At 50.3% G+C, this 12,027-nt stretch carries 12 protein-coding genes; 8 read left to right on the top strand and 4 right to left on the bottom strand.

Going from position 1 to position 12,027, the window contains the following annotated elements; all coding sequences use genetic code 11:
- Window positions 1-373: 373 nt before the first annotated feature.
- Window positions 374-1,351: a YiiG family protein gene (locus NBA72_RS20330; RefSeq protein WP_042948955.1), complete on the bottom strand. Its 978-nt coding sequence runs from the start codon at window positions 1,349-1,351 to the stop codon at window positions 374-376.
- A 182-nt stretch (window positions 1,352-1,533) separates the two neighbouring features.
- Between NBA72_RS20330 and NBA72_RS20325 the strand changes: the two genes are divergently transcribed.
- Entirely contained in the window at window positions 1,534-2,565 is a 1,032-nt protein-coding gene (locus NBA72_RS20325) for a YiiG family protein (protein WP_042948954.1), read from the top strand.
- Window positions 2,566-2,832: 267 nt separating this feature from the next.
- Here the strand turns inward: NBA72_RS20325 and fdhD are convergent, their stop codons facing one another.
- Window positions 2,833-3,669, bottom strand: coding sequence for a formate dehydrogenase accessory sulfurtransferase FdhD (gene fdhD, locus NBA72_RS20320; protein WP_024154442.1), 837 nt, complete (start codon window positions 3,667-3,669; stop codon window positions 2,833-2,835).
- A 194-nt stretch (window positions 3,670-3,863) separates the two neighbouring features.
- Here fdhD and fdnG point away from each other — a divergent pair, with 194 nt between their 5' ends.
- The 4 genes from fdnG to fdhE are packed head-to-tail and all read left to right on the top strand — an operon-like array spanning window position 3,864 to window position 9,387.
- Complete coding sequence (gene fdnG, locus NBA72_RS20315; RefSeq protein WP_077917559.1) at window positions 3,864-6,914, top strand: formate dehydrogenase-N subunit alpha; 3,051 nt, start codon at window positions 3,864-3,866, stop codon at window positions 6,912-6,914.
- 12 nt (window positions 6,915-6,926) lie between these two features.
- Window positions 6,927-7,829: a formate dehydrogenase subunit beta gene (gene fdxH, locus NBA72_RS20310; RefSeq protein WP_000331361.1), complete on the top strand. Its 903-nt coding sequence runs from the start codon at window positions 6,927-6,929 to the stop codon at window positions 7,827-7,829.
- Window positions 7,826-8,461, top strand: a complete 636-nt coding sequence (gene fdoI, locus NBA72_RS20305; protein ID WP_000829025.1) for a formate dehydrogenase cytochrome b556 subunit — start codon at window positions 7,826-7,828, stop codon at window positions 8,459-8,461. Before fdxH ends, fdoI begins: the two co-directional genes overlap by 4 nt.
- Window positions 8,458-9,387, top strand: a complete 930-nt coding sequence (gene fdhE, locus NBA72_RS20300) for a formate dehydrogenase accessory protein FdhE (RefSeq protein WP_000027730.1) — start codon at window positions 8,458-8,460, stop codon at window positions 9,385-9,387. Before fdoI ends, fdhE begins: the two co-directional genes overlap by 4 nt.
- A 46-nt stretch (window positions 9,388-9,433) precedes the next feature.
- Here fdhE and NBA72_RS20295 read toward each other — a convergent pair whose 3' ends face one another.
- Both NBA72_RS20295 and NBA72_RS20290 read right to left on the bottom strand, forming a co-directional pair.
- Complete coding sequence (locus tag NBA72_RS20295) at window positions 9,434-9,724, bottom strand: helix-turn-helix domain-containing protein (RefSeq protein WP_000362050.1); 291 nt, start codon at window positions 9,722-9,724, stop codon at window positions 9,434-9,436.
- A complete protein-coding gene (locus NBA72_RS20290; protein ID WP_023138876.1) occupies window positions 9,725-10,036 on the bottom strand; it encodes a hypothetical protein in 312 nt (103 codons plus the stop codon). It abuts the gene before it with no gap.
- Between the two features lie 217 nt (window positions 10,037-10,253).
- Here NBA72_RS20290 and NBA72_RS20285 point away from each other — a divergent pair, with 217 nt between their 5' ends.
- The 3 genes from NBA72_RS20285 to NBA72_RS20275 all read left to right on the top strand — a co-directional run bounded on the left by NBA72_RS20285 (window position 10,254) and on the right by NBA72_RS20275 (window position 12,023).
- Window positions 10,254-11,183 (top strand): alpha/beta hydrolase, encoded by a 930-nt coding sequence (locus NBA72_RS20285; RefSeq protein ID WP_001127698.1) that lies wholly within the window; start codon window positions 10,254-10,256, stop codon window positions 11,181-11,183.
- A gap of 85 nt (window positions 11,184-11,268) precedes the next feature.
- A complete protein-coding gene (locus NBA72_RS20280) occupies window positions 11,269-11,580 on the top strand; it encodes a type II toxin-antitoxin system HigB family toxin (RefSeq protein WP_000558166.1) in 312 nt (103 codons plus the stop codon).
- Entirely contained in the window at window positions 11,577-12,023 is a 447-nt protein-coding gene (locus NBA72_RS20275; RefSeq protein ID WP_001259010.1) for a helix-turn-helix domain-containing protein, read from the top strand. Before NBA72_RS20280 ends, NBA72_RS20275 begins: the two co-directional genes overlap by 4 nt.
- Window positions 12,024-12,027 lie beyond the last annotated feature (4 nt).

The following is a 12,027-nucleotide window of genomic DNA, read 5'->3' as shown; positions in this document are numbered from 1 at the left end:
TACCGTCATGATGCTAAAGCATCATGACGAGGCGCAATGAGTATATACATAATCGGGAATAGTTACGATATTAACGATTGTATTAATAATGTAAAAATTATTGTAACTTATTCAACATAATTATATTTTCAAAAAAAAATAAACAATATAAATCACATGAATATCATTAACAAATTTCAATAAAAAATAAAATCGTTCATTAACCAAGCCGTGCGGAAATGCTGATATTGTCACAATAACCAAATAATATTTAATGTTTTTTAGTCGCTGGTACATTCCGTTCTATTTACGAGGTTAACGGACCATCAGACGTTTATCACGTTGCTTAAGTAATTCTTCCCAATAAAAACACTTTACCTGAAAGTTTAATCATTCAGTTCATTAAATTAAACCTTGTCACTAAATCATTATAACCTCTGATTACCTTATCAAAAGAACCCTCAGCCCATGCCGGATTCTCTTTATCGCTGTCGGTCAAAGGGATGTGATCTCGTTCACGACGAACTCGCGTTTTTACAGCCAGCACATATTTGTCTGCAGCCTCAAGAAACTGCTCGCGCTGAAAAGAACCACTTTTGGTGTCATTTTGTTTGGCTTTCAGTTGCGCAACATGCTCATTCAACGCCTGTACTTGCTTCATCGCGTCATCCACATTAAACCCGTCATTTTGCAAAAGCTGATTAGTTTTCTTACTAATTAACATCATTGACAGTGAATAGTAGTCAAACGACTTACCTTCTTTAGCTTCAATCTTCTTCAACTGTAACATCTGGCGTTGGTCATTCATTGTACGAATAGCATCTTCATAGGCCTCTGATGCCGGTTTGAATACCGATAATGTCTGCATAAACTGAGTATGCAGAGTTTTCGCTTTCGTGAAAGCATCATCCTTGTAGTCTTCCTGGGTATAGTAACTATTCATTTCACGTATTATTTTCTTCATGTCTATTGAAGAATTAATATAGTTTAGCGCCAGAGTATCGATGGGCTTTAGTTCAGGTTTCAATGATGAAACTTTTGTTATTTTTGCCAGACATCTATCTAAATCGACAGTAACATCTCCCATCCCTCTGATATACCGTTCTTTACCCGTTGGACCTTTATCCATGTCCACCCAATCGGCATAGCCTTTAACACTCGAAAGAATCATGGGATTAATATCATTATAGCATTCAACATAAACATTCATTTTTTGTGCCAATATTGCATCCGAATCATTCTGATTCACGGAGGTACTGGTGGCTGAAGAGTCTGTTAACGTACTTTTCTGGGATTTTTGGTCGTCGCATCCCGTTGTCCCTAACGCTATTAATGCAATGATTATCGCTGAGGATAATAAATTCCTTTTCATTTAATTGCCTTTTGTATATTTACGTTGGGGTTCTCTTATTTTAACGAACACATTGATATTGATAATGTTAATTATAATGAAATATGGATTAAGTATTTTTTGTGTTGAATAAATCACATACCTGTTTTTTTTCATTAAAATGAATCTGTAAATTTCAATGATATTATTTATAGGTTATTCTAATGAAAAAGGATTTGTTATCATCAATTATTATCGCTATGCTGATGACTGCCGGGCTAAGCGCTTGTGATGAAAAAAAAGCGGACGAACAACCTGTAGCTCAAAGTGCGGATTCATCAGCGAGCAATACACAATCCACATCAGCGGAAAGCGCAGATGCGAACGATGTTCTTAACCAAAAGCTGAATGTTTACATTGATTGTTATAATAATCTCCAGGCAGATATTTACCGTGCTGTAAATCGTTATGCTAACACATTCGACGATTTCCGCGCCGGCCCTACCGGTAAGGAAGACGATCCCTCTCCGCTGGTTCCTGTGTATCCTGCATTTATCCAGGACTGCCGGAAAGACATCAAGGCGGCGGCTGAATTAAAGCCGGCGTTTGCCTCTCTGGATAGTGCTGCTCTGGCATTTATTAATGCGGCTGGGCCACTAGCTGAAACAATCAATAGTATGAATAAATACTATGATCAAGATAACTTCAAGGATGATGCCTTTGCTGGCGCTAAAGCGTTCCATAAAACGTTTATAAAACAGTTCGATGAGTTTGATCCCATTGCGAAGAAATATATCGCCGAGATTACCATTATGAGTAAGCAGCATGCGGCTAATGAAATTAAGGTGACCGAGAAGAAAGAAGGTAAATCCATTAAGTACTATACGCTTTTGACGATGCAGGAAGCCGAGACGCTTAATGACGCTGTAGCTGATGCTTCTTTTGATGTGGCGGCAGTAAGCAAACAGCTCGCTGATTTTGAAGAGCATACTCAGAAGCTAAACGAGAAGATCAACGTTGATATAGATAAACATCGTAGCTTCCCTGGTTTTATTTCTGAGCTGGAAAAATTCCAGGGCAAGGTGAAAAAACGCATTCGGCGCGTGCGCGATAACGTGGCGTATACCTCGCATGAGCAGGACTACCTCAATAGCGGCAGCGGCGATATGGTAGATGGTTCTTATGAGGCTGTGGTTAAAGCTTATAACGAACTCATCGATACCTATAATGGCTATCATCTTGAGCGTGAGTTCTAAGCTTTTCACGCTGCAAATCGCGTGCATATGACCGCTAAACTGAGCAAATAAGTCGTTAGCGACTGCCGAAAGAGCGCCCCAGGGGCGCTTTTTTCGTTCGAAGTATTACCGGGTAGCAAGCGCCTCGTGAATGGCTGGAATAAGCTGCGGCCCAGCATAAAAACGATTAAAACCTGTATGGCCTCGCCACTATACGTGATTCCGTTATCAAGAGAGGCTGTAAAATTGAGAAAATATATATTTTACGCAAATGTAGAGGGTACTATTTTAGTCTGCGACTAACCGCTGCGGATGGGTATAAATCGTCGCCCGACCCGGCTTACAGAACCCCACCAGCGTCAGATTACACCGTTCAGCGACGTCAACCGCGAGCGTGGTGGCAGCAGAAACCGCAAACAAAATTTCCACACCGCACATCGCCGACTTCTGCACCATTTCGTAACTCGCACGACTGGAAACCAGCGCCGCGCCTTGCCGCCATTCCTCACCTTCCGTAGCGCGGCGGCCGAGCAGTTTATCCAGCGCAACGTGGCGTCCGACATCTTCATGGCCCCCCGCCAGTTCACCCGACGGCATGACCCACGCCGCAGCGTGCGTACAACCCGTCAGCTTACCCGTCGGTTGAAAATCATTCAGATGTTTTAACGCGCGATCAAGGTTACCGAGATTAAACGTTTGGCTAAACGGCAGCGGTTGCACCGGCTTACCAATGTCATTGAGCTGTTCCACGCCACACACGCCGCAACCGGTGCGTCCGGCCAGCGCGCGACGACGCGCTTTCAGCCCCATAAATCGACGGCTGGAAAGATCAATCTGCACTTCAAGTCCGTTACAGGACGGCACAACGTCCATGCCATAGATTTCACGCGGGCTGTCAATGATCCCTTCCGACAGAGAAAACCCTATTGCGAAATGCGTCAGATCTTTCGGAGAGGCCATCATAACGACATGCGAAATGCCGTTATACACCAGTGCCACTGGCACTTCCTCGGCAACATCATCAAGTTGGGGGGACTGCAAATCCTCGCGTTTCCAGAGAGTCAACTGGCGTGAGGTTGTGAAATCAGTCACATTTAGGACTTCTTCAGACAGTATATTGTTCACTTTCTTTTAACCATATAAGAACACACACACCAACATTATGGTATTCTGTTACAACTCCTCCCGGATGGAGGAAAATTTATCCAATTCTGAACCTTTGCGGGCCCGTCCGCAAAGAAAAATAACAACCACTCCCTGAGCGTTTCAGATAGAGAAATGTGAAAGAGAAGTGACAATGTCGAAACAAGGAGCAAACCATGCAGGTCAGCAGAAGGCAGTTCTTTAAGATCTGCGCTGGCGGTATGGCAGGCACCACGGCGGCGGCACTGGGCTTCGCGCCCGGCGTAGCGCTAGCGGAAACACGGCAATATAAACTGCTGCGCACCCGCGAAACCCGTAACACCTGCACCTACTGTTCCGTTGGCTGCGGGCTGTTGATGTACAGCCTCGGCGACGGTGCGAAAAACGCCAAAGCATCTATTTTCCATATCGAAGGGGACCCGGATCATCCGGTAAGCCGTGGCGCGCTGTGCCCGAAAGGGGCCGGTCTGGTGGACTTTATCCACTCTGAAAGCCGCCTGAAATTCCCGCAATACCGCGCGCCGGGTTCAGATAAGTGGCAACAGATCAGTTGGGAAGAAGCGTTTGACCGAATCGCTAAACTGATGAAGGAAGATCGCGACGCCAACTATCAGGCGCAGAACGCCGAAGGCGTTACCGTTAACCGCTGGCTCACCACCGGGATGCTGTGCGCTTCCGCATCCAGTAACGAGACGGGTTATTTAACGCAAAAATTCTCCCGCGCGCTGGGTATGCTCGCGGTCGACAACCAGGCGCGTGTCTGACACGGACCAACGGTAGCAAGTCTTGCTCCAACATTTGGTCGCGGTGCGATGACCAACCACTGGGTCGACATCAAGAACGCCAACCTCGTCGTGGTGATGGGCGGTAACGCCGCAGAAGCTCACCCGGTCGGGTTCCGCTGGGCGATGGAAGCCAAAATTCACAACGGCGCGAAGCTGATTGTGATCGATCCGCGCTTTACGCGTACCGCGTCGGTGGCCGATTTCTATGCGCCAATACGCTCTGGTACTGACATTGCCTTCTTGTCAGGCGTGATGCTGTATCTGCTGACCAACGAAAAATACAACTGTGAATACACCGAGGCCTATACCAATGCCAGCCTGATCGTGCGTGAAGATTTTGGCTTCGATGATGGTCTGTTCACCGGCTATGACGCAGACAAGCGGCAGTACGATAAAACCAGTTGGCACTATGAGCTGGACGAAAACGGTTTTGCCAAACGCGATACGACACTGCAACACCCGCGCTGTGTCTGGAATCTGTTGAAACAGCATGTCTCACGCTATACGCCGGACGTGGTAGAAAATATCTGCGGTACGCCGAAAGCGGACTTCCTGAAAGTGTGCGAGTACATTGCAGAAACCAGCGCAAAAGATAAAACCGCGTCGTTCCTGTACGCGCTGGGCTGGACGCAGCATTCCATCGGCGCGCAGAACATCCGTACTATGGCGATGATCCAGCTTCTGCTCGGCAACATGGGGATGGCGGGCGGCGGCGTTAACGCCCTGCGCGGTCACTCCAATATTCAGGGACTGACCGACTTAGGACTGCTGTCGCAAAGTCTGCCGGGCTACCTGACGCTGCCGAGCGAAAAACAGACCGACCTGCAAACCTATCTGGCTGCCAATACGCCGAAGCCATTGTTGAAGGATCAGGTCAACTACTGGGGCAACTATCCGAAATTCTTCGTCTCGATGATGAAGGCCTTCTTTGGTGATAAAGCGACAGCGGAAAATAGCTGGGGCTTTGACTGGCTACCGAAGTGGGACAAAGGGTACGACGTGTTGCAGTACTTCGAGATGATGAAACAGGGTAAGGTCAACGGCTATATCTGCCAGGGCTTTAACCCGGTGGCCTCATTCCCGAACAAAAACAAAGTGGTCGCGTCGCTTTCCAAACTGAAGTACCTGGTGACTATCGATCCGCTCAACACCGAAACGTCCACCTTCTGGCAAAACCACGGTGAGTCGAACGACGTTGATCCCGCGAAAATCCAGACCGAAGTGTTCCGTCTGCCTTCCACCTGTTTTGCCGAGGAAAATGGTTCCATCGTTAACTCCGGTCGCTGGTTACAGTGGCACTGGAAGGGCGCGGACGCCCCGGGAATTGCCATGACCGACGGCGAAATCCTCGCCGGTATCTTCTTACGCCTGCGTAAGATGTACTCTGAACAGGGCGGCGCCAACCCGGAACAGGTGCTGAATATGACCTGGAACTACACCAAACCATACGAACCCGCCTCTGAAGAAGTGGCGATGGAAAGTAACGGTAAAGCGCTGGCCGATCTTATCGATCCGGCAACCGGCGCGGTGGTGGTGAAGAAAGGCCAACAACTCAGTTCGTTCGCGCAACTGCGCGATGACGGTACGACGTCCAGCGGCTGCTGGATTTTCGCCGGTAGCTGGACGCCGGAAGGCAACATGATGGCGCGTCGTGATAACGCCGACCCGTCTGGTCTCGGCAACACGCTGGGCTGGGCATGGGCATGGCCGCTTAACCGCCGCATCCTCTATAACCGCGCCTCCGCCGATCCGCAGGGTAATCCCTGGGACCCGAAACGTCAGCTACTGAAATGGGAAGGCGGAAAATGGGCCGGATGGGATATTCCGGACTACAGCGCCGCCGCGCCCGGCAGCGACGTCGGACCGTTTATCATGCAGCCGGAAGGGATGGGCCGCCTGTTTGCTATCGATAAGATGGCGGAAGGGCCGTTCCCGGAACACTACGAGCCGTTTGAAACGCCGCTGGGCACTAACCCGCTGCACCCGAACGTTATCTCTAACCCTGCCGCCCGTATCTTTAAAGACGATGCCGACGCGCTGGGTAAAGCGGATAAGTTCCCGTATGTCGGAACCACTTACCGTCTGACCGAGCACTTCCACTACTGGACCAAGCACGCGTTGCTTAACGCTATCGCCCAGCCGGAACAGTTTGTGGAAATTGGCGAGAAGCTGGCGAATAAGCTCGGTATCGCGCATGGCGATACCGTGAAGGTCTCCTCGAACCGCGGCTATATCAAAGCCAAAGCGGTGGTGACCAAGCGTATTCGCACGCTGAAAGCGGACGGCAAGGATATCGATACCATCGGTATTCCTATTCACTGGGGCTACGAAGGCGTGGCGAAAAAAGGCTTTATCGCCAATACGTTAACGCCTTTCGTCGGTGATGCGAACACGCAAACGCCGGAGTTTAAATCCTTCCTTGTGAACGTGGAAAAGGTGTAACGGAGACGACCTATGGCTTATCAATCGCAAGACATCATTCGTCGTTCCGCCACTAACGGTTTCACCCCCGCGCCCCAGGCGCGGGACCACCAGGAAGAGGTGGCGAAACTCATCGACGTCACCACCTGTATCGGCTGTAAAGCGTGTCAGGTGGCGTGCTCCGAGTGGAACGACATCCGTGATGAAGTGGGCAATAACGTCGGGGTGTATGACAACCCGGCTGATTTGACCGCGAAATCCTGGACGGTGATGCGCTTCTCGGAAGTGGAACAGAACGACAAACTGGAGTGGCTGATCCGTAAGGATGGCTGTATGCACTGCGCCGATCCCGGCTGCCTGAAGGCATGTCCGGCGGAAGGGGCGATCATTCAGTACGCTAACGGTATTGTCGACTTCCAGTCCGAGCAGTGTATCGGCTGCGGCTACTGTATCGCTGGCTGCCCGTTCAACGTGCCGCGCCTTAACCCGGAAGACAACCGCGTCTATAAATGTACGCTGTGCGTTGACCGCGTGACCGTGGGGCAAGAACCGGCCTGCGTGAAGACCTGTCCAACCGGCGCCATTCATTTTGGCTCGAAAGAGGATATGAAAACGCTGGCGGGCGAGCGTGTGGCGGAACTAAAAACCCGTGGTTATGACAACGCGGGTCTGTACGATCCGGCGGGAGTAGGCGGTACGCATGTCATGTACGTGCTGCATCATGCCGACAAGCCGAATCTGTATCACGGTCTGCCGGAAAACCCGGAAATCAGCGAAACCGTTAAGTTCTGGAAAGGCGTCTGGAAACCGCTCGCCGCGTTCGGTTTTGCCGCGACCTTTGCCGCCAGCGTCTTCCACTATGTCGGCGTCGGCCCGAACCGTGCGGAAGAGGAAGATGACAACCTGCATGAAGAGAAAGACGAGGTGCGCAAATGAAACGACGTGACACCATCGTGCGCTATACGGCGCCGGAACGCATCAACCACTGGATCGTCGCCTTCTGCTTCGTGCTGGCGGCGGTGAGCGGGCTGGGCTTTTTATTCCCATCCTTCAACTGGTTGATGCATATCCTGGGCACCCCACAACTGGCGCGAATTCTGCACCCGTTTGTGGGCGTGGTTATGTTTGCCTCGTTCATCATCATGTTTTTCCGTTATTGGCACCACAATCTAATCAATCGGGATGATATCTTTTGGGCGAAGAATATTCGTAAGATCGTCGTCAACGAGGAAGTGGGTGACACCGGGCGTTATAACTTCGGTCAGAAATGCGTATTCTGGGCGGCGATTATCTTCCTGGTGCTGCTGCTGGTGAGCGGGGTAATTATCTGGCGTCCGTACTTTGCGCCTGCTTTCTCAATCCCGGTGATCCGATTCGCGTTAATGTTGCATTCTTTTGCCGCAGTAGCGTTAATTGTGGTTATCATGGTGCATATCTACGCCGCCCTTTGGGTGAAAGGCACCATTACCGCGATGGTGGAAGGCTGGGTAACCCGGTCGTGGGCGAAGAAGCATCACCCACGCTGGTACCGAGAAGTCCGCAAGACAACGGAAAAAGAAACTGAATGAGTATTCGCATAATCCCGCAAGATGAGCTGGGGTCGAGCGAGAAACGTACGGCGGATATGATTCCGCCGTTATTGTTCCCCCGACTCAAAAACGTCTACAACCGCCGCGCCGAACGTCTGCGCGAGCTGGCTGAAAATAACCCGCTGGGCGATTACCTGCGCTTTGCCGCGCTTATCGCGCACGCGCAGGAAGTGGTGCTGTACGACCATCCGCTGGAGATGGATCTGACCGCACGTATTAAAGAAGCGAACGACCAGGGCAAGCCGCCGCTGGATATCCACGTGCTGCCGCGTGATAAGCACTGGCAAAAACTGCTGCATTCGTTGATTGCCGAGCTAAAACCCGAGATGAGCGGCCCCGCGCTGGCGGTGATTGAGAACCTGGAGAAAGCCTCAGAGCAGGAGCTGGAGCAGATGGCCAGCGCGCTGTTTGCCTCGGATTTTGCCTCCGTCAGCAGCGATAAAGCCCCGTTTATCTGGGCCGCGCTCTCCCTTTACTGGGCGCAAATGGCCAGCTTGATTCCAGGCAAAGCCCGCGCGGAATACGGTGAAGCGCGCCAGTATTGCCCGGTGTGCGGTTCGATGCCGGTCTCCAGCATGGTGCAGATCGGCACCACGCAGGGGCTGCGTTATCTGCACTGTAACCTGTGCGAAACCGAATGGCATGTCGTGCGCGTAAAATGCAGTAACTGCGAACAGAGCCGCGACTTACACTACTGGTCGCTGGAAAATGAGCAGGCTGCGGTGAAAGCCGAAAGCTGCGGCGATTGCGGAACTTACCTGAAGATTCTCTATCAGGAAAAAGACCCGAAAGTGGAAGCCGTGGCCGACGACCTCGCCTCGCTGGTGCTGGACGCGCGCATGGAACAGGAGGGCTTCGCCCGCAGTTCCATCAACCCGTTCCTGTTCCCGGGGGAAGGGGAATAAGTTCTCTGGTATACCGGCTAGCAATCTACGTTAGCCGGATCATTGCTCAATAACGCAATGCTTGTATAACGTTTCTCGGGTCGTTGGCAATGGCGCGAAGTAACGCTTTGGCTGGCCCTGTCGGTGAACGTCTTCCTTGCTCCCAGTTGCGCAGCGTATCCACGTTGACCGAAATCAGCTCTGCAAACTTAGATTGCGACAACCCAGATGCCTGCCGTATTTCTTTAATCTTCATTGCATCAATATGAAAGGTACGAGAAGGTTCACGGGTCCCTTCAATGATTTCATTCATTTGAGACATACTTTGAGTTAATCGCTCAAATAACACTTTATCCATCTACCACCTCTCATTCAGCATACGAAGCACCGCTTTTTCCTGCGGCGTGAGATCATCTTTAATGCCTTTTTGATAAATCAGAAGCAAGCGAATCTCATACCGTTGACTACGGTGAAAATAGATAATTCGCACGCCACTACGCTTTCCTTTGCCTCGCGATCCCCAGCGCATTTTTCTCAGGCCGCCCGTTTCCTGAATGACATCACCACAATCTGGATGCTGAGCCATAAAAACCTGAAGCTTATGGTATTCATCCTCATCGAGCAGTTTTTTAACATCTTCAGTAAAGAGTTCCGTTTCTATAAATTGCATATTCCATACGCCATTGGCTTATAGTAGTGAAAATAATCTATACGTCAATGGCGTATAGCATCATCGTTTCACAGTACAAAAATTAAAAACCCAGCGCCAACCGCATTCCATTTTTTGCGAACCTCTATCCAGAATCATCATCCCCTCGTTTCACCACTTTCCATCCCCAACGAACCAGGTTATAAACTGTACATACATACAGTCAAAGGAGCGTTATATGCCACTGGAAAAAGGAATTGCCGAACTGGTCGCTGGGTTTATCGCCGCGGGCCGTCCCTCTTCACGAGAGCAGAATATTGATGACCGGAGAGCGGGCTATATTGCCAGCACGACGCTGGCGGGTGAGAAAGAAATTCGGGTGAGTTCGGAAGATATCGTGCTGGAAGGGATGACATTTCGCGTCGTTTCGCCGCCAAACGCATCCGGTTCTCTACCCTGTATCCTCTACTATCACGGCGGCTGTTTTGTTAGCGGCGGCTTTCTGACTCATGACCCCCAGCTACGGCAACTGGCCTGGAAAAGCGGCTGTAAGGTGATTGCCATTCAGTATCGCCTTGCGCCAGAGCACACCTTCCCTGCGGCTCATGACGACGCTGAACGCGGGGCCAATATCGTCCATCAATACGCGGAGCAGTTAGGCATCGATCGTGAACGTATCACGCTTGCTGGCGATAGCGCAGGCGGGCATTTGGCATTGGTCAGCGCGCTACGCCTGAAATCCACCGCCCACTGGTCTCCGGCGAAGCTGCTGTTGATCTACCCGATGCTTGACGCTACCGCCAGTTTCCCCAGCTATGCCAGCAACGGGCAAGACTACATCATCACCCGCGATACGCTGTTATCGGGTTTCGAAATGTATCTCCAGGGTACCGACCTCCGCCACCCGGAAGCCAGTCCGATATGGCGTGAAGATTTTGCCGGTTTACCGCCGGTGCATATCCTCACCGCAGAGTTCGACCCACTGCGTGATGAAGGCGAAGCGCTATATCACCGTCTGAACGACCAGGGCGTGGCGTGTACTTGCCAGCGCTATCTCGGCGTTATCCACGGGTTTTTCCAGCTCGGAGGCGTGAGCCAGGCGGCACGAAGCGCCATGCGAGATGTGGCCTGGCGTGTTGTAAGTCCATCAACAGGCAAAATGACCTAAAATTCAATTTTGTTTTCAACTTGAAAACTGGATAACGTTGCACTAAATTGTTTTCAGGTTGAAAACTTTGTAATGGAACTACATTGTGCATGTTATCAGCCGAAAACCGTTCAATGAAGCGATGCTCATGTATCCAAACCATGAGCTTGCCCTCACTGAGTTGCTGAATGTTCTTGAGAAAAAAACATTCACTCAGCCTGAAGAGATGAAGCGGTATATTCCTTCACTGGATAATTTTAAGTACAGAGATAAATGGTGGGTGATTGATGTTTCTGGTAACAGCCTGAGACTCATTTCCTACATAGATTTCAGGTTACATAAGATATTTGTGAAACATATCGTTTCCCATGCCGAATATGACAAACTGACCGCATATTATCGGGGTAATAAAGAATGAGAACTCATCGCCAGATGGATGCAACCAGCGCAAAAAAGATCGTTGATACCTTCAGCGATGCGGTAAAAACCGTCCCACTGATGGGGGAAGACCGAAATGACAATGAGTATCGCAGGGCACTAGCGCTAGTGGAGTTTCTGGTCGACCACGACGATCTTGAAAACCCACTATTTGAATTGCTCTGTGCCCGAATCAGTGAATACGAAAAACATGCGCCGGAATTCAAAGCACTCAACCAACATCTGGAGGAAACGCCCCCTGGCGTTTCAGTATTGCGAACGCTCATGGATCAATACGGTCTCAAAGCAGCAGATCTTGCCAACGAACTTGGTTCTAAATCGAACGTCAGCAACATCTTAAATGGCCGCAGAGCACTAACGGTTAATCATATTAAAGCGCTTACACAACGCTTTAAACTACCAGCGGATGCCTTCATCGAGTAGTTGG

The sequence above is a fragment of the Salmonella sp. NW1250 genome (genome assembly GCF_051812965.1).
Taxonomy (GTDB): domain Bacteria; phylum Pseudomonadota; class Gammaproteobacteria; order Enterobacterales; family Enterobacteriaceae; genus Salmonella; species Salmonella enterica.
The sequence above is the reverse complement of the archived record's forward strand: the minus strand, read 5'-3'. Positions and strand labels throughout refer to the sequence as shown.